Source organism: Marinobacterium mangrovicola (assembly GCF_004339595.1).
GTDB lineage: Bacteria > Pseudomonadota > Gammaproteobacteria > Pseudomonadales > Balneatricaceae > Marinobacterium_D > Marinobacterium_D mangrovicola.
Genome location: NZ_SMFU01000012.1, coordinates 107893 through 126250, shown reverse-complemented (window position 1 = coordinate 126250; position 18358 = coordinate 107893). Strand labels below are relative to the sequence as shown.

Annotated in this window: 16 protein-coding genes and 2 tRNA genes; 8 read left to right on the top strand and 10 right to left on the bottom strand. The window is 59.7% G+C overall.

The window, feature by feature from the left end:
• The first annotated feature begins 5 nt into the window (after positions 1-5).
• The 3 genes from hemF (at position 6) to CLV83_RS19065 (ending at position 4208) form a co-directional block, all read left to right on the top strand.
• A complete protein-coding gene (gene hemF / locus CLV83_RS19075; protein ID WP_132296370.1) occupies positions 6-920 on the top strand; it encodes an oxygen-dependent coproporphyrinogen oxidase in 915 nt (304 codons plus the stop codon).
• 16 nt (positions 921-936) lie between these two features.
• On the top strand, positions 937-1764 hold the full coding sequence (aroE, locus tag CLV83_RS19070) for a shikimate dehydrogenase (protein WP_132296367.1): 828 nt from the start codon (positions 937-939) through the stop codon (positions 1762-1764).
• A gap of 74 nt (positions 1765-1838) precedes the next feature.
• Positions 1839-4208, top strand: a complete 2370-nt coding sequence (locus CLV83_RS19065) for a Lon protease family protein (protein ID WP_132296364.1) — start codon at positions 1839-1841, stop codon at positions 4206-4208.
• A gap of 68 nt (positions 4209-4276) precedes the next feature.
• Here the strand turns inward: CLV83_RS19065 and CLV83_RS19060 are convergent, their stop codons facing one another.
• From CLV83_RS19060 to CLV83_RS19040, 5 genes are all read right to left on the bottom strand, one after another.
• A complete protein-coding gene (locus CLV83_RS19060; protein ID WP_132296716.1) occupies positions 4277-5404 on the bottom strand; it encodes a DUF1513 domain-containing protein in 1128 nt (375 codons plus the stop codon).
• Positions 5394-6533, bottom strand: a complete 1140-nt coding sequence (locus CLV83_RS19055) for an imelysin family protein (protein ID WP_132296361.1) — start codon at positions 6531-6533, stop codon at positions 5394-5396. Before CLV83_RS19055 ends, CLV83_RS19060 begins: the two co-directional genes overlap by 11 nt.
• A complete protein-coding gene (locus tag CLV83_RS19050) occupies positions 6530-7981 on the bottom strand; it encodes a di-heme oxidoreductase family protein (RefSeq protein WP_132296358.1) in 1452 nt (483 codons plus the stop codon). The genes CLV83_RS19055 and CLV83_RS19050 overlap by 4 nt, the downstream gene beginning before the upstream one ends.
• A 4-nt stretch (positions 7982-7985) precedes the next feature.
• Entirely contained in the window at positions 7986-9278 is a 1293-nt protein-coding gene (locus tag CLV83_RS19045; protein WP_132296355.1) for an imelysin family protein, read from the bottom strand.
• A 400-nt stretch (positions 9279-9678) separates the two neighbouring features.
• On the bottom strand, positions 9679-10227 hold the full coding sequence (locus tag CLV83_RS19040; RefSeq protein WP_132296352.1) for a gamma carbonic anhydrase family protein: 549 nt from the start codon (positions 10225-10227) through the stop codon (positions 9679-9681).
• 90 nt (positions 10228-10317) lie between these two features.
• On the opposite strand from CLV83_RS19040, the gene prlC reads away from it, so the two are divergent.
• Positions 10318-12351, top strand: a complete 2034-nt coding sequence (gene prlC / locus CLV83_RS19035; RefSeq protein WP_132296349.1) for an oligopeptidase A — start codon at positions 10318-10320, stop codon at positions 12349-12351.
• Between the two features lie 103 nt (positions 12352-12454).
• Entirely contained in the window at positions 12455-12733 is a 279-nt protein-coding gene (locus CLV83_RS19030; RefSeq protein WP_132296346.1) for a YheV family putative zinc ribbon protein, read from the top strand.
• 44 nt (positions 12734-12777) lie between these two features.
• On the opposite strand, the gene CLV83_RS19025 is transcribed toward CLV83_RS19030, so the two are convergent.
• From CLV83_RS19025 to CLV83_RS19010, 4 genes are read right to left on the bottom strand one after another with little or no spacing between them, the layout of a single operon-like run.
• On the bottom strand, positions 12778-14130 hold the full coding sequence (locus tag CLV83_RS19025) for an MATE family efflux transporter (RefSeq protein WP_132296343.1): 1353 nt from the start codon (positions 14128-14130) through the stop codon (positions 12778-12780).
• Positions 14131-14139: 9 nt separating this feature from the next.
• On the bottom strand, positions 14140-14934 hold the full coding sequence (gene znuB / locus CLV83_RS19020; RefSeq protein ID WP_132296340.1) for a zinc ABC transporter permease subunit ZnuB: 795 nt from the start codon (positions 14932-14934) through the stop codon (positions 14140-14142).
• Between the two features lie 3 nt (positions 14935-14937).
• Positions 14938-15708 (bottom strand): zinc ABC transporter ATP-binding protein ZnuC, encoded by a 771-nt coding sequence (gene znuC / locus CLV83_RS19015; protein WP_132296337.1) that lies wholly within the window; start codon positions 15706-15708, stop codon positions 14938-14940.
• Entirely contained in the window at positions 15701-16204 is a 504-nt protein-coding gene (locus tag CLV83_RS19010) for a Fur family transcriptional regulator (protein ID WP_132296334.1), read from the bottom strand. Before CLV83_RS19010 ends, znuC begins: the two co-directional genes overlap by 8 nt.
• A gap of 188 nt (positions 16205-16392) precedes the next feature.
• Between CLV83_RS19010 and CLV83_RS19005 the strand changes: the two genes are divergently transcribed.
• The 3 genes from CLV83_RS19005 to CLV83_RS18995 all read left to right on the top strand — a co-directional run bounded on the left by CLV83_RS19005 (position 16393) and on the right by CLV83_RS18995 (position 17733).
• Complete coding sequence (locus CLV83_RS19005) at positions 16393-17370, top strand: zinc ABC transporter substrate-binding protein (RefSeq protein ID WP_132296331.1); 978 nt, start codon at positions 16393-16395, stop codon at positions 17368-17370.
• A gap of 86 nt (positions 17371-17456) precedes the next feature.
• Positions 17457-17543, top strand: a tRNA-Leu gene (locus CLV83_RS19000).
• Positions 17544-17646: 103 nt separating this feature from the next.
• Positions 17647-17733 (top strand) — tRNA-Leu (locus tag CLV83_RS18995).
• A 262-nt stretch (positions 17734-17995) separates the two neighbouring features.
• On the opposite strand, the gene CLV83_RS22885 is transcribed toward CLV83_RS18995, so the two are convergent.
• Positions 17996-18127: a hypothetical protein gene (locus CLV83_RS22885; protein WP_279387536.1), complete on the bottom strand. Its 132-nt coding sequence runs from the start codon at positions 18125-18127 to the stop codon at positions 17996-17998.
• Between the last annotated feature and the right edge of the window lie 231 nt (positions 18128-18358).

Below are 18358 nucleotides of genomic sequence, written 5' to 3'. Positions count from 1 at the left end.
GTTGTATGTCGGCACCAAACGCGGCGGCGGTAAAAGAGTATCTGCTATCCCTGCAGGATCGAATTAGCGATACCCTGGGCCAGGTGGATGGCGGTGCCGGCTTTGAAGAGGACAGCTGGGAGCGTGAACAGGGCGGCGGCGGTCGTAGCCGTGTGATCAAGGATGGCGCGCTGATCGAGAAAGGCGGCGTCAACTTTTCTCATGTTTATGGTGCCGGCCTTCCCGCCTCCGCCTCAGCGCATCGGCCGGAGTTGGCCGGGCGCAGTTTTGAAGCGATGGGTGTGTCGCTGGTGATCCATCCGCGCAACCCCTATGTGCCGACCTCCCACGCCAATGTACGCTTTTTCATCGCGGAAAAAGAGGGTGAGCCGCCGGTCTGGTGGTTTGGCGGCGGCTTCGATCTGACGCCTTACTATGGCTTCGATGAAGACTGCGTTCACTGGCATAAGACCGCCGAACAGGCCTGTGCGCCCTTCGGTGAAGATATTTATCCGCGCTTCAAGCAGTGGTGCGATGATTACTTCTACCTCAAGCATCGCGATGAGCCGCGCGGTGTCGGTGGCCTGTTCTTCGACGACCTTAACGAAAAAGGCTTCGATGACAGCTTCGCGCTGATGCGTTCCATCGGCGACGCCTACCTGCCCGCCTATGTGCCGATTATCGAAAAGCGCCGAGATATTCCCTACGGCGAACGCCAGCGTGATTTCCAACTGCACCGTCGCGGGCGCTATGTGGAGTTCAACCTGGTGTATGACCGTGGCACTCTGTTTGGTCTGCAGTCGGGTGGGCGTACCGAATCGATCCTGATGTCGCTGCCGCCGGAAGTGCGCTGGGACTATAACTGGGCGCCCGAGTCGGGCAGCGAAGAAGCGGTGCTCTATGAGCGCTACCTGAAACCGCGCAACTGGCTGGCCGGCTAATATTTGGAGAGTAAGCATGAGCGATCGCTACGCGGTATTCGGTAATCCGATCAACCACAGCAAGTCACCACAGATCCATGCGGCCTTTGCCGGGCAGACCGGAGAAGCGGTGGAGTATGGCGCTCAGTGCATCCCTGAGGACCAGTTTGAGGCCTGCGTGGAAGCTTTTTTTCGTGAAGGCGGCAAAGGTCTGAACATCACCGTACCATTCAAACAGCGCGCCTGGGCGATGGCGCAGTGGCGCTCTCCCGCGGCGGAACGAGCCGGGGCGGTGAACACGCTCTATATGAACGAGCAGGGTCAGCTCTGTGGCGACAATACTGACGGCGTAGGCCTGGTCTGTGATCTGGAAAATAATCGCACCCGGCTGCAGGGCGCCCGCGTCCTGATTCTCGGTGCCGGCGGCGCGGTCCGCGGTGTACTTGAGCCTTTTCTCTCGGCGGGCGCTGCGCAGATTGTCATCGCTAACCGCACTGCATCCAAGGCCCATGAACTGGCCCAGGCGTTCGGTGATCTGGGTGTGGTCTCCGGTTGTGGCTTCAAGGAGATCGACCCGGCCCCCTTTGATCTGGTGCTTAACGGCACCTCCGCCAGTCTGCAGGGAGATCTGCCGCCGATCCCGGTGGATGTGGTGGCGCGACGTACCACCTGCTACGACATGATGTACGGGGCCCAACAGACGCCTTTCTGCGCCTGGGCGGCGGCAGCGGGCTCCGGAAAAGTGATGGATGGTCTGGGTATGCTGGTGGAGCAGGCAGCGGAATCCTTCCGCATCTGGCGTGGTGTGAAGCCGCAGACCGGCGCGGTTATCGAGACGATTCGGCGACAATTGAGCGCTAATTGATCAGCTAAGAGCCTTGCATAATCAAAGTCTTGGGCGGTATAACGGGGTGAAACTCTCTGCTCAGGGGTCGCCCTATGGACAAGCACTCTCCGCTTTCGCCCGAGGCTCTTTACCGTACCTGCGACACCGATCTTCTGCCGTTCAAGACCACTGAAACCCTGGAGCCTTTCAGCGGCTTCTTCGGTCAGGAGCGCGCCATTGAGGCGATGGAGTTCGGTGTAGGTATGCAGCGCCCGGGTTATAACCTCTTTGTGATGGGCAACCCGCACACCGGTCGTTTCTCCTTTGCCACCGTCAGCCTTCGCAATGTGGCGAAGAAGCAGCGCAAGCCCCAGGACTGGTGCTATCTCAATAATCTCAGCGACAACCGCTACCCGACGATTCTGAAACTGCCCGCTGGTAAGGCGGCTCGCTTCCGTCGTGATATGGACAGGCTGTTCGACAATATTCTCAGCGAGCTTCCCGCTGCCTTCGAAAGCCCGGGCTACCAGCGTCTGAAAAGCCGTATCGAGCGTGACTTCAACCGTCGCTATGACACCGCCGTGGAACAGGTGGAGCGCCAGGGGCGGGAATACAGCATCGCTGTCTATCGCGAGGCGGGTCAGGTCGGGTTCACCCCGGTGGCCAATGGTCAGGCGATGGATGAGGCGCAGTTCTCTGCCCTGCCAGAGGAGGAGCGCGATGCGTTTCAGCGCAATATCTCCGAGCTGGAAGACCTGCTTAACGACAACCTGACGGAGCTTCCAAAATGGCGCCGTGAGGTGGCGGAGCAGATTCGTGAGCTTGAGCATGATACCGCTCGCCAGGCCGTATCCGGGCCGATTCAGGCGATGAAGGAGCACTACACCAACCTCTCCGGTGTGCCCGAGTACCTGGTGCATGTGGAGAAGGATCTGATCAAGAACGGCGCCGAGCTGGTGGCGGAAAGCCCGGTGGAGGTTCGCACCGACGCGACGCGTCGTGCCTGGCTGGAAGAGAATTATGGCGTCAATCTGCTGGTTGATAACGAGAAGACCAAGGGCGCGCCGGTGGTGTTCGAAGCGCACCCGAGCTACGACAACCTGTTTGGGCGCATCGAATATACCAGCGAAATGGGCGCCATGGTCACCAACTACCAGCTGATCCGTCCCGGTGCCCTGCACCGCGCTAACGGCGGCTACCTGGTGATTGAGGCGGAGAAACTGCTGGAGCAGCCGTTTGTTTACGGTGCGCTGAAGCGGGCGCTCAAGTCCCATGAGATCCGTATCGAAAACCCGGTCAGCGAATACACCGGTGTGAATACCATCACACTGACCCCCGAGCCTGTGCCCCTGGGTGTGAAGATTGTGCTGATCGGCGGGCGCGATACCTACTACCTGCTGCAGGAGCTGGATCACGACTTCGAGAAGATGTTCCGCGTGGTGGTCGACTTCGATGAAGATGTGGATCGAAATCCAAAAGCGATTCGCCAATATGCACGTTTGATGAAAACCCTGGCCAGTGAAGAGCGCCTGGCGCATCTGACCCGCGAGGGTGTGGCGCGCCTGGTCGAGCACAGCTCAAGGCTGGCGGAAGATCAGGAGCTGCTCTCGGCGCATATCGGTGAGCTGGTGGATCTGCTCTGCGAGGCGGATTACCGCCGCAAGGAGAAAGGCGACGAGATGATCGGCGCGGTGCATGTGGAACACGCCCTCGCTTCCAAGGAGCGACGCACCGGGCGCCTGGCGCAGAAGATCCTTGACGGCATCATGAACGAAACCGTGCTGATCGATACCGATGGTGAAGCGGTGGGTAAATCCAACGGTCTGACCGTGCTGCAGGTGGGCGATGTCTCCTTTGGTACCCCGGCGCGTATCACTGCCACCGTGAATCCGGGCAACCGCGGTATCGTCGATATCGAGCGCGAGGTGACGCTCGGTCAGCCGATCCACTCTAAGGGGGTGCTGATTCTGCAGGGTTACCTGGGCCATAAGTACGCCCGAGACTTTCCGCTGACGCTTTCCGCCAGCATCGCCATGGAACAGTCCTACGGCTACATCGATGGCGACAGCGCCTCACTGGCGGAGATCTGCACGCTGATCTCGGCGTTGACCCACATCCCCATTCGTCAGCAGTACGCCCTTACCGGCTCCATCAACCAGTATGGTGAGGTGCAGGCGATTGGTGGCGTGAATGAGAAGATCGAGGGTTACTTCCGCCTCTGCAAAACCCGCGGCCTGACCGGAAAACAGGGCGTGATCATCCCCAAAGCCAACGTGCGCAACCTGATGCTGAAAAGTGAGGTGGTGCAGGCGGTGAAGGATGGCGAGTTCCACGTCTATTCGGTGGCGACTGTGGATGAGTGTCTGGAGATCCTAACCGGCAAGCCTGCGGGACGGGTGAAAGCGGATGGTCAGTTTACCCAGCGCAGTATGGGGGCGGAGATCGTCAAACGTTTGCGAGAGATCGCCAAGGCGAAGGCCTGACCTTCGCCTGGCTGGGTCGATCCGGAGGTGATTCAGGGTTGAACCTGAGCTGACCGGCTAACCGTTCGTTAGCTGGTCAGTGTCTTGATCGCCATATGGTTATCCCAGGAGAGGCTGCTAAGTCCGGGAGGCAGCATCATCGGCTCGCGATAATCCTCCAACGGGTAGAGCGCATAGCAACGGCCACGGCCGGTGCTGGCGATAAAACTGCCCGCTTCCGGAGTGGCCGCTAACCCGCAACCGTCGCTGGCACGCATACTGGTCAGAAAACTGTCCGTTTCCATATCCCAGAAGGTGATCAGGTCTCCGCGGGGAGCACTGACGGCGGCGATACGGCCGCTGCTATCGAAGCGGGCGCTGCCGCAGTATTGTGCCATCTCCCGGTTCACCGCATCCGGAGCCCGCAGCAGCTTGATCGCCTGGCCAGGGCGGTGCAGCGCAACCAGCGCCTTGTCGTCGGCCAGATCACCCTGGTACTGCAAGGCGATAATCACCTCGCCCCGGGCGTTCACGTCCATATGCCGAATGCTGAGCTGATGGTCCTGCTCTGCCAGGAAGCGCTGCTCCGTGATCTCGCCGGATTCCAGATCGATATAGGTCAGCGACGGCTGCATGGTCTCGATATTCAGCTTATCGCGGCCATCGGTGAGGATGCCGCCGTTGGCGACGATGATCGTGCGCTGATCCGGTGACAGCAGCAGTTCATGGGGGCCGATGCCGCCACTGCTCATATCCCGCGACGGAGCGCCGGCCTGGTCCACTGATCTGAGCGTTACCCTACCCTGTCCGCTGGCGACGTCCATTTCGGTGGCGAGGATGCCCTGGCCGTCTGGGGTGAAGATCGCGTGACCGTAAAAGTGACGCCCCTCTTGTGGCTCGATACGGCGAACCAGTTCACCGCTATCTGAATCGACCAGGTCGATATAGTAACCGGGGCGGCGTGCCACCACGGCCAGCAGCGGTCGGGCAGGATGCGCTGCCACATGGTGGGCGCGATCGAGCAGCCGGTGACGCAGCCTCTCTTCACCCATCTCATTCATGGCGATCAGCCAGTGGTTACCCTGGGCATCATCGGCGGCGCTGGCGAGCAGCAGCTGATCTCCGGCGCTATTGGCGGCAAAGCCTGTGGTCGGCAGGGCTGCCAGCAGCGGTGCGCTGGCTAGCAGCTGCAGCAGTTTACGGCGATTAGTCTCCATCACGACTATTGAACCCCAGCTGTACACCCAGCACCTGCATGGCGCTGTTGAGTGAGTCATCCAGTTTTCTAAGCGAGACGGTCAGTGTCTTGAGCTCGTCGTAGTGGGTTTCCAGCGCTGCTACAAGCGAAGCACCCAAAGGCTCGAGCTCTTTGTTCAGCTGGGCAAAGTCGGCTTCGATCTGGTCCGCGATGTCGCCATGCCCCTGAGCGCGCAGCATCTGGTCGAGGCCAGCGGATTCACCCTGGTAGAGTGCATAGGCCGCATCCAGGTTGGTGCGGATGTTGGCCAGTGACTGCTCGCTCAGCCAGCTCTCGGCGCGATGCGGGTAGGTGGCTTCAGCGCCGCGACCGAGCACTGCCAGCAGTTTGGTGTCACGGATCAGTTCGATCGGTTCCACCAGCGATTTCATCAGGTTGACGCTGAGCTCCGGCACATCGCTCATGCTTTCGTCATCATCGCTGCTGCTCTCCTGGCTGAGCATCTCTTCGCTGGAGCTCTGCCAGTCGCTGTAGATCCCCTGTGCCATCTCGTTGACGTTGCTGGCGATAGCAGCGGTCAGGCGGCAGTCGACGCCTTCACGATTGAGTTTCTCCAGTGCATTTTCACTGAACAGCAGATGTTCCAGGGCGGGGAATCCCTTGATCGATACGCTGGCCTGGTGGAAGAACTCCTGGTCAAAAGTGGTATCGGCAGGCATCTGCAGGGTGTTCTGCAACTGGCGACGGCCGATACTTTTGCGGTCAGGCCAGTACTGGATGCTGTAGTTGCGCATCAGGAACTGTACAGGGCCGAACTGGACGGCAGAGATCCCCTGCCAGGCGTTCTGGGCGGCGGTAAAGGCGTCTTGAGCCTGCTGAAGGTGCTCGGCATCGGTGCTGCTGCACAATGCGGCTGCTGTGCTTTCCAGCGTTTCTGTCTGCTCTGCAAAACGAGCGTAGGCCGGCAGGATATCCTGTTCGATGGTTTCGCGATTGTAAGAGGACCAGTCCACATCATTGGCGGTGGCGATCTGGCTATGCAGCACGCCGGAGAGAAGGAACATGGCGCCGGCGCCGGTAATCACCGGAATCAGGCCGGTCTGTTTTGATCGGGGCGAGTTTGATCCAGGATGGTTTGATCGGTTCATAGTGACTCCAGGAACCGGATCAATGCGCTCCGGTCGACTTTATCAAGTTGGCTGAATTGTTGTTTTGCACGCTCGGCCTCGCCGCCGTGCCAGAGAATCGCTTCCGGCAGGGAGCGTGCGCGCCCGTCATGCAGATAATAGGTGGCGCCACCCACCGCTTGGGTGAGGCCAAGACCCCAGAGTGGCGGCGTGCGCCACTCTGGGCCAGAGGCACTGAACTCACTGTGCTCGTCGGCAAGTCCAGGCCCCATATCGTGCAGCAGAAGATCGGTGTAGGGAAAGATCGTCTGTGCGGCCAGTTCGGGAAACTCAGTGTTGCTATCAACGCCGTCGGCGGTGCGGTGCGAGGGGGTATGGCATCCGGCACATCCGATCTGGTTGAACAACCGGCGCCCTTTCCGGACCTCCGGATGCGACTGCTCCCGCGCGGCCGGTACTGCCAGCATCGCGGTATAAAACTCCAGTACCCGCACCATCTCCGGTGAGGCTTCAAAGCCGCCCTGCTGCGCCGTATTGCCGTGCAGCTGGTTCAGGCACGCCGGCTGGCGCTCGGTACAGCCACCGCTGGCGGCGGTATAGATCGGATTGCCGATGCCGATATCGTTGTTCAGGGCGCTGGCGTTCTGCTGCGCCAGCGTAGGCTGCCCTGCCTTCCAACCAAAGCGGCCGATCTGCATGGAATCACTGGTGCGGTCATAGACCCGGTTGATACGACCGGAAATACCATCGCCGTCCTGATCATCGGGGTCGGCCAGCGCCTCCAGCCGCTCGGCGGGGATCTGCTCTAGCAGCCCGAGGCCGATCATCGGTGGGGCGATGCGAAACGAACTGCGCAGCGCCGGATCGAACTCGCCATAACCGGGCTGAATAACCCGTACCACGGGCTTTCTAAGTTCGAACTCGGTGCCATCGGCAAGCTCGACACTATGGGTTTCGTAGCTCAGATCGACGCGGCCCTCGGGAGGAAGACCCGCCACCGCAAAGGGCTGCAGCTGGCCGCCATAGACCGGGTCACCGGCCAGGCCGTTTATTTCGGCTTCGCGCATACGCTCCGGCGTATTGGCCGGCACGCTGAGTCGCAGCAGAGAGGCCAGGCGATCGTTCTCGCCATTCAACGGGTGGCCGCGGCCATCGTTGATATGGCACTGGCTGCAGGAACGGGCGTTATGCAGCGGCCCGAGGCCGTCACTGGCGGTGGTGGATGAGGGAGAGGGTACCCAGATTTTTTCAAAGATCGCCTCGCCCAGGACAAAGTCCATGCGCCGCTCCAGCGTCAGGTTGGCGGCGGGCTGGGAAAAGGGTGAGCGGTGATTGGCACCGGTAAAGGTGGTGTCGCCGCCGCTCAGCGTTGGATTTTCATCGGCGGCATAAACAGAGAAACCTGCCGCCGGCAGTAACGCCAGCAGGCAGGTTCTCAGGGCGCGGCGTTTGAATACTGCAAACGCCATAGATTTACTCGCTCAGTACGGCGTCCGGGTTATCCAGACTGTCAGAGCCTTCAACCTGAACATCGCCCAGTTCCAGCTTGGCGATGATCTGTTCGGTCACGCCGGTCTGCGCCACCAGGGCATCGACGAAGTTCTGCACCAGCTGGCCGCCTTCGGTGTTACCCGGAGCGATCATGACGTCGAAGGGTGCGCCGGCTGCGGCGGAGTCCACCATCGCCTGGCCCTGATCCATGGTGCTGTCCAGGTGCTCTCGCATCGACTTGTCCAGGTCGCTGTCGGCGCCCGCTACCAGGTCAGACAGGGAGGGGCCGGTCACTTCGGTGCCATCGACACGGGTATAGCTGCCCAGGTAGACGTTCTGAATGCCCTTGGCATCGTAGTAGTGCGACCAGTGGGTATTGTCGGAGAAGCAGTCGTGCTCCTCTTCCGGGTCATGCAGCATTAGGCCAAGCTTAGTGCGCTCACCGCCAAGCTCGCCGTAAGCCAGGCTACCCATGCCGGTGGTGATAACCGCCAGGCCTTCAGCTGCGGACTTGGACTCAAGATCGGTACGGGCGGCGCCGCCCTCTTTCCAGTTGCCAACCATCTCTTCCAGGTCGGAGATCAGCAGATCGGTAGCGGCCTTCAGGTAATCCGCACGACGCTCGCAGTTGCCGCCGGTGCAGTTGGCGCTGTCGTAGTCGGTGTAGGGACGCTCGCCCGCGCCGGGATTAGTGCCGTGCAGATCCTGGCCCCAGAGCAGGAATTCGATGGCGTGGTAGCCGCTGGCCACGTTGGCGGCGACATCATCGATCTCGTGCAGCTGCTCCAGCAGTGCCGGCGTGATTTCGCTGGCGTCGATGGTCTGGCCACTGATCTCCAGAGAAGGATTGGCGATCACGTTGGCGGTATAGAAGGGGTTTTCGTAAGACTCGGTGCCGTAGCTGTCGGTGCTGACGTAGTCGATCAGACCTTCATCCAGCGGCCAGGCGTTAACCTTGCCTTCCCAGTCATCAACGACGGCGTTACCGAAACGGTACGCCTCGGACTGCTGGTACGGCACACGGGCTGCGATCCAGGCTTCGCGTGCAGCCTGAAGCGTTTCTTCAGAGGGATTCGCAATCAGCGCATCGACGGCGCTCTGCAGCGTCTTGGCGGTGGTCAGGGAATCTTCGAAAATCGCCAGCGCGATATCTGCATAGTGGTCAACCACGGCCTCCTGGGAAGGTGTAGCCGCCTGTACAGCAGTGGTCAGTGGCAGCGGGGCGAACAGAGCGGCACCGATCAGGCCGGCTCCCAGAGCGCGTCGAAAGTTCATCCTGGCAAAACTCCTTTTAAACTGTCTTTTACTATTGTTTACGCAGTATTGATGCAATCTAAATGAAAACTGTTATCAATAGCAATACGCCTAATTAAATTTACCCTGAAAAGAGCGGGGTTTTAGGCTGAGGAGTGATGCTGCGCAGTGGTTTATTAAAAGCAGGGATTATTTGTGACTTGGGTGAAGAAGCTTTCGTACCTGATGTGGGTAGCTGTCGTAGGAGGTGCGCACCCAAAGGGCATAGCAACCTCGCGCCGATTGAATCCGGCACGGAGTTGGATCCGCTCAAGCTGGTTAATCGCGGCAGGACGCGCTGCTACCATCAATCCACGCAGATTGGAGGTAGATTGGAGGTGGCCCCGCGCCGAAGGATATTGGCGCGGGGCGCGCAGAAAGCTCAGTCGGTGTGTGCCCACTCTTCCTGCAGGTGCTTGTCTTTCAGTTTCACGTAGTTGTTGGCGGTGTAGGTGAAGAACTCGCGCTCTTTCTGGGTCAGCTCGCGCTGCGCCTTGGCCGGACGGCCTACGTAGAGGTAGCCGCTTTCCAGGCGCTTGCCCGGCGGTACCAGGGAACCGGCGCCGATGATCACCTCATCTTCAACAACCACGCCATCCATGACGGTGGCGCCCATGCCCACCAGCACGCGGCTGCCGATGGTGCAGCCGTGCAGCATCGCCTGGTGACCCACGGTGACATGATCGCCGATGATCAGCGGGAAACCGTCCGGGTTATAGGGCCCTGCGTGGGTGATATGCAGCACGGAGCCATCCTGGATGCTGGTGGACTTGCCGATGCGGATACGGTGCATATCGCCGCGGATCACCACCAGGGGCCAGATCGAACAGTCATCGCCGATCTCCACATCGCCCAGCACCACGGCGCTGGGGTCGACCAGAACACGTTCACCCAGCTTTGGGGTCATTCCCTGATAACTGCGAATCTTCATGGGGTACTCCTGTTGAAATGGCTCAGAATGCCCTCCATTGTATCTTAACGACTGGTATAGCAACGATATCGATTCCGGAGACTTACACCTATGTCCAATCCCCTGCTTGAACAGCACCTGTTGCCCCCTTTTAGCCGTATTCTTCCTGAGCATGTGGAGCCGGCCATCGATGAGCTGCTGGCGCGCAACCGCAGCCGCATAGCCCAGCTGACGCAGGATACAGAGGCGCGGGACTGGGATTCCCTGATCGGCGTGCTGGATCAGCTGAACGATGAGCTGAGCCAGGCCTGGTCTCCGGTATCGCACCTGAACTCGGTGATGAACTCCGACGAACTGCGCGAAGCCTACAACGCCTGCCTGCCCAAGCTGTCCCAGTACTACACCGAGATGGGGCAGAACCAGGCGCTGTACGAAGCTTACAAGGCGCTGGCCGAGAGTGACGCCTATGCCGATCTGAGCCAGGCGCAGAAAACCGTTATTGATCACGCCCTGCGCGATTTCCGTCTCTCCGGCATCGCCCTGCCGGAAGCCGAACAGAAACGCTATGCCGAGCTGCAGCAGCGCCTGTCCGAGCTGACCACCAAGTTCTCCGAGAACGTGCTTGATGCCACCCAGGGCTGGTACAAGCAGGTGACCGACGAGGCGCAGCTGAAAGGACTGCCGGAACACGCCGTCAGCGCGGCAAAAGAAGCCGCCGAAGAGCGCGAGCTGGAAGGCTGGGTGTTCACCCTGGATTTCCCGCCCTACTACGCCATCATGACCCACGCCGAAGACCGCGGCCTGCGCGAAGAGATGTACCGCGCTTACAGCACCCGCGCTTCAGATCAGGGGCCCACCGCTGGCCAGTGGGACAACTCCGCCGTGATGAGCGAAATCATGGATCTGCGTGTCGAGCTGGCCAAACTTTTGGGCTTTGATTCCTACGCGGATTACTCCCTGGCCACCAAGATGGCGCAGTCTCCGGCGCAGGTGATCGGCTTTATCGAGGACCTTGCTGCCAAGAGTCGCGGCATGGCCGAGCGTGAGCTGGGTGAACTGAAAGCCTTTGCGCTGGAAACCGATGGCCTGGATGAGCTCTGTGCCTGGGATATGACCTACTACGGCGAGAAGCTGAAACAGGCGCGTTTCGATATCTCCCAGCAGGAGCTGCGCCCCTACTTCCCGTTGCCGAAAGTGCTGGATGGCCTGTTTGCCGTGGCCGGACGCCTGTTCGACGTCGAGTTTGAACAGATCGAAGCGTTCGACAGCTGGCACCCGGATGCACGTCTTTACCGCCTGAGCCGAGATGGCGAGGCGATCGCCTACTGCTACCTGGATCCTTTCGCCCGTGCCAAGAAGCGCGGTGGCGCCTGGATGGCCGATGCCCAGATCCGTCGCCGCCTGCCGGATGGTTCACTGCAGCTGCCGGTGGCTTACCTGGTGTGTAACTTCACACCGGCTGCCAAGGGCCAGCCTGCGCTGCTGACCCACGATGAGGTCACCACCCTGTTCCACGAGTTTGGCCACGGCCTGCACCATATGCTGACCCGCATGGAGTGCCCCGATGTCAGCGGTATCAACGGTGTTGCCTGGGATGCGGTGGAACTGCCGAGCCAGTTCCTGGAAAACTGGTGCTGGGAGCCCCAGGCGCTCGCCCTGATCTCCGGTCATCATGAAACCGGCGAGCCGCTGCCGCAGGAGATGCTCGACAAGATGCTGGCGGCGAAACACTTCCAGTCCGGCATGATGATGCTGCGACAGCTGGAGTTTTCGCTGTTTGATTTCCGCCTGCACCACGAATACGAGCCGGGCAAGACCGATATCCAGGCGGTGCTCGATGGCGTACGCCAGGAAGTAGCGGTATTCCAGCCGCCGCGCGAGAACCGCTTCCAGCACGGTTTCGGCCATATCTTTGCCGGTGGCTATGCCGCAGGCTACTACAGCTACAAGTGGGCCGAGGTGCTCTCTGCAGATGCTTTCTCACGGTTTGAGGAGGAAGGGATCTTCAACCCGGAGACCGGCCAGTCATTCCGCGAGAGTATTCTTGAGCAGGGCGGCTCCCGCGAGCCGATGGAGCTGTTTATTGCTTTCCGCGGCCGTGAACCCAGTGTGGATGCTCTGTTACGCCATTCCGGTATCGAATAGCGGTACAATGGTCTCAAGAGCCCAGCTTCAGGAACCAGTGCTCAATAGATCAAGGTTCGGTTCGTCCGGCTATGCCGGGCGGACGGGACGGGAGAGGCTAGAGATGAGTGTAGTAAAACGTTTTATTGCCGGTGCGGTCTGCCCGCGCTGTGCGCAGATGGACTCGGTACGGATGTACCGCGACGAAGAGCGTGAATACCGTGAGTGCGTGAAATGCGGCTTTGAGGATTCGCTGCGTCTGGACGGACGCCCGGATCCGGAAGAGCTGGAAACCCGCGTCAGCGGCGAGCGCAGCGATAAAGCACCGGGCAGCAGCGACGATGAGCGCGATCAGGTGCAGGTGATCAACTTCGATTCTGGTCTGAACCGCCGGGATCACTGAGCGCTTTTGTTACCAAAGCGCGAGATCAAACAGGGGCTGAACAATCAGCCCCTCTCTCTCCAGGTATCACGCCGACTGATACGCCAGAAAACCCAGGCACCGCTGGCGCCGCGGGCAGCAAACAGACTCAGCAGCGCCATCCACAGGCCGTGATTTCCCAGCGGTTGGCTCAGCCACCAGACCGGTGCGAAAACGCAGAAGACCGAGAACAGCATGGTATTCTGCATCGCCTTCACCTGAGTCGTGCCGATAAACACCCCGTCCAGCAGAAAGCTCCAGACACCGATCAACGGCAGCACAATCAGCCAGGGCAGATAGATGGCCGCCTCGTTGCGCACCGCTTCGATGCCGGTGAGCATCGAGATGATCAGGTTACCGCCGAGGGCGAAGATCACCACCAGCAGCATGGCGCTGACTAGCGACCAGATAGCGGCGCTGACCACGGTGCGATAGAACTCCTCTCGTCTTCCCTTGCCCAGTACCTTGCCGCTTAACGCCTCGGTGGCGTGGGCAAAGCCGTCCAGGGCATTGGAGATCAGCATGACGAAGTTGAGCAGCACGGCGTTGGCGGAGAGTATATCGGTGCTCTGCTTGGCGCCCTGGGAGGTAAAAAACGCCAGGGTCAGCAGTAAAATCACCGTGCGCACGAACAGGTAGCGGTTGACCCGGAACATCTCTGAGTAGTCGCGCAGGCGCTTCAGCGGCCCGGTCAGCCATTGCCCCGGAATATCCTTCAGCATGCGGCGCACAAACCAGAGACCCAGCGCCAGGCTGGACCACTCGGCGATCACGCTGCCCAGCGCCACGCCGTCGGCGTGCATGCCCAGACCGTAGACGAAAAACACGTTCAGCAGCATGTTGATCAGGTTGCTGACAGTGAGCAGGACTAGCGGAACCCGGGTGTTCTGGTTGCCCACAAACCAGCCCAGCAGCGCATAGTTGCATAGCATGGCCGGCGCCCCGAAAGCCCGTATGGCGGCGTATGCGTGGGCTTCGCCCAGTACATCCACCTCCGGGTCCATCAGTCGTAGCGCCAGGTCGGTGACCGGCGTGCGCAGCAGGATAATCAGGCTGCCGATCACCGTGGCGAGTATCAGCGACTGGGCCAGCAGCGTCCGCACTGCGGTGCCATCCTCGCGGCCCGACGCCTGGGCCACCATGCCGGTGGTACCCATGCGCAGAAAACCAAAGGTCCAGTAGATGACCGTGAAGATCATGCTGCCCACGGCTACCGCGCCGAGGTAATGCGGTGACGGCAGATGGCCGATCACGGCGGTATCCACCAGGCCCAGTAGCGGCACGGTGATGTTGGAAAGCATCATCGGCCAGGCCAGCGCCCAGATCCGCGAATGCAGCTTTTTCTCCGGCCAGTACTGCCAGGATGTAATCGATCTCATAACCCGGGCTTAGGCTCTGGATAAGCCGCGTGGCGCGGCGTAGAGCAGCAGGAACTCAGCCAGAGCCGCGACCACAACCGAGGGGCCTGCCGGCGTATCCCAGAACCAGGAAGCGCTGAGGCCAGCGACCACAGCAACCATGCCCAGTAGCGACGCGAACACCGCCATCTGCTCAGGGGTGGAGGAGATGCGTCGTGCCGCGGCCGCCGGGATAATCAGCAGAGAGGTGATTAGCAGAATGCCCACCAGTTTCATCGCCACGGCGATGACGGTGGCGATCAGCAGCATCAGGGCCAGTTTTACACCGAGGGTATTCACGCCCTCGACCTGAGCCAGCTCCTCGTTGATGGTAATCGCCAGCAACTGGTTCCACAGTCGCCAGGTCACCAACAGCACCAGAGCACCGCCGCCGTAGATCCAGATCAGATCCGAAGGTGCGATGGCCAGCAGGTCGCCAAACAGGTACTGCATCAGATCGATACGCACGTTATCCAGCAGTGCAATCGCCACCAGACCCAGCGACAGCGAGCTGTGCGCCATGATCCCCAGCAGGGTATCGGTGGCCACCAGGTGCTGGCGCTGCAGCGCTACCAGAATCAGCGACAGCAGCACACAGCTGGCCACCACGGCCAGGTTCAGGTTGATCTGGAGCAGAAAGCCCAGGGCGATGCCGAGCAGCGCCGAATGCGCCAGGGTATCGCCGAAATAGGCCATTCGCCGCCAGACCACAAAAGAGCCCAGAGGCCCCGCCACAGCGGCTATGCCGATACCTCCGGCCAGGGCCAGTAGAAGAAAATCCGCCATGGTTCAGTGTCCGTTACAGCAGGGAGAGGGTTGATCATCGACCACATCGCCATGGATATCGTGGTGGTGATCGTGATGGTGGTTGTACAGGGCCAGCGCATTGGCCTGGGAGGGCCCGAACAGCTCCCGGAACGAGGGATCGTTGCTCACCGCCTCGGGGTGACCAGAGCAGCAGACATGATGGTTAAGGCAGACCACATGGTCGGTGGAGGCCATCACCAGGTGCAGATCATGGGAGATCATCAGCACGCCGAGCTTGCGCTCGCGGCGGATCCGCGCGATCAGGTTGTATAGCTCCACCTGGCCGTTCAGGTCGACGCCCTGGACCGGCTCATCCAGCACCAGCAGAGTCGGATTGCGCAGTAGGGCGCGGGCCAGCAGCACACGCTGGGTTTCGCCGCCGGAGAGGTCGTGAAGTGATTTATTCAGCAGATGATCCGCGGCTACCGCCTGCAATGCTTCCTGTACGGCGGTTTTTTCACTGCGCTGTGGCGTCTGCATAAAGCGAGCGACGGTCAGTGGCAGGGTGCGATCGATATGGAGCTTCTGCGGCATGTAGCCGATGCGCAGATCGGGGCGACGCCAGATATTGCCGTCAGTGGGCTTGATCAGGCCGAGTACGATTCGGACCAGGGTGGTTTTCCCTGCACCATTGGGGCCGATCAGCGTCGTAATGCAGTCATCATGCAGATTCAGGCTGATATTTTTCAGTACTTCGTCATCGCCAAAGCGTACGTTGATCTGGCTGAGGCGGACGAGGTCGCGATTAGGCATCCGCCGTCTCCCCGGGCTGGCTTTGGCAGTCTGCACAGAGACCCACCACTTCCACCGTTTCGTGGGCGATCTTGAAACCAAGCTCGGAGGCCGACTCGCTGAGCGCTCGGTGTACCGGTGCGGTATCCAGCTCCACTGCCCGTTGGCAGCCACTGCAGATCAGAAAGCCGCTGCGGTGCGGGCTCTCTGGATGCGGGCAGCCGATAAACGCGTTCAGTGAAGCGATCCGGTGCACCAGTCCCTGCTCCTGCAGGAACTCCAGCGCGCGATAGATCGTGGGCGGAGCCGAGTTGAAGCCGGCGGCCGCAAGCGCGGGTAGCAGCTCGTAGGCGCCCATGGGCTGGTGGTTTTCCCAGATCAGCTTCAGCACCAGTTCACGGATGGGCGTCAGACGCTGTTTGCGTTCACGGCAGAGATCTTTCGCCGTGGATAACGCCGACTCCATGCAGTGATCGTGGTTGTGGTTGGCTTCAAAGCCTGGATCTTCGCGGTTCATATCGTCTCGTATTGACAACGCCAGAAATTCGGTTTGTTATAGTATAACATGGCGATTACTGTACGTTAGAGGTGAGTGTGATTTCGATCCAAAATTTAGTGTTTTCCAATGCGCGTCGCAATTTGGGTGCCGCTGTCGCATCGGCTGTGCTGCTCTCTTCCGCTCCTGCCAGCGCAGAAGACGGGGGTGTGGTCGCCAGTATAAAACCTTTAGGGATGATTGCCGCAGCGCTTACCCAGGGAGTGACCGAGACCCGCGTGCTGCTGCCGGATGGCGCTTCACCGCATCACTATGCCATGAAGCCCTCGGATATGCGTTCTCTGGATGACGCGCGGCTGGTGGTCTGGGTCGGACCGGAGCTGGAACGCTTTCTCGAGAAGCCTCTGAATCAGTCCGGTGTGTCGCAGGTGACGCTGTTGTCGGGCGAGGCCGATGGCCACGCGGGGCATGAGCATCATGACGAAGATGAGCACCATGATGAAGATAGCCATGCGGAGCATGATCACGATGAACACGGCCATGATCATGACGAGGGTGAGCACGATGAGCACCATGAAGAACATGCCGGGCATGCTGATGAGCACGAAGAAGAGCACCATGAGGAGCACGAAGAGGCTGCCCATGATCACGGCCACGAACATGACCATGGCGGTCTGGATGTGCACCCCTGGCTGGATCCGATGACTGGTCTGGAGGCGGCGCGGAATATCCTCGCCCGTCTGATCGAAGCATACCCGGAGCAGGAAGCGCAGCTGGTCAGCAACTTCGAGCACTTCGAGGCGTCGGTAAATGCTGTAGACCGCCAGATCAGCGCGACACTGGAGCCGTTGCATGAACGTGGCTTCTTCGTGTTCCACGATGCCTATACCGGCTTTGTCGAACACTACAATCTTAACCAGCAGGGTTACTTTACCGTGGATCCGGGTCGCAGCCCGGGAGCGCGCCACCTAGCGGAGATCCGGGAGACTCTGGAGCAGAAGCAGACAGCCTGCGTACTCACCGAGCCCCAGTTCAGCAGCACCCTGGTGGAGCGGATTACCGATGGCCTGGAGTTGAAAATCGCCGAGATAGACCCTCTGGCCGTGGATTTCAAATTGAGCGCGAACGCCTATCCGGACTATCTGCTTGATTTGGCTAGTCGTTTCGAAAAATGCCTGGCGCCCTGAGGCGCTTTTGCCAGGAGTTTAAAAAAGATTTCAAAAGGGGGTTGTGGACCCCCGGGGCGCTCTATATAATGCGCCCCACTTTCGAAGCAGATGTGGTGGAATTGGTAGACACGCTAGCTTCAGGTGCTAGTGCCTTCACGGGCGTGGGAGTTCGAGTCTCCCCATCTGCACCACTTCCCCGAAGTGGTGTTGAACGGCAAAAGTTCGAAAGTGTCAAAAGTTAGAGCGGATCGGCGCCGCTTGCCTCGTAAGAGACATAAAGCCGCACAAACCGACGCAGATGTGGTGGAATTGGTAGACACGCTAGCTTCAGGTGCTAGTGCCTTCACGGGCGTGGGAGTTCGAGTCTCCCCATCTGCACCATCGGTGCTCACCGATGGTGATCTCCCCTAAAAAAGTTTTCCCGCGTAGTTTTTCAAGTACCGCTTCTCAGTACAGTCTCTCAACCTCTCAACCTCTCAACCTCTCAACACCGTTTTTCACGTACTTTTTCCGTGCTTAGTTTACAGGCTTAGTCTGTCTGCATATCCGATGAGCCGGGTTATCCAGCCATCTCTCCGTGTTTTGTGCATAAAAAACCCCGGACAGAACCGGGGCTAAAACAGTTGCTTGGGAGTCTTTCAGGTTAGCCCGCCGCCAGTATCCCGATCTGGACAAGGGCTGGAATGATAGCGATAACCAGACCGACCACGACCATCAGGATTGAGGGTATCAGTCCGAGTTCTTCGTACTTCTCGTCATTGTGAGTAGCAACCATCGTCTTTCTCCTTGCTGCTCGGGTTGAGGCTGACTGCCTGCATTCTGTATCGCAACTTGGATGCCAGCTTTGGTAGCTCAGGTGTTAATTCTTAACGCTTTGTTTATATTGGATAATTTTTAATTTTCCCGAGTGAATCTCTGCTTCTATGTCATTTCTGGCGTGCATATTCTGGCAAGACTGCCAGATACGACACTGATGCGGTCAGTGCTTTTCTGAGTCTCCCTTAGC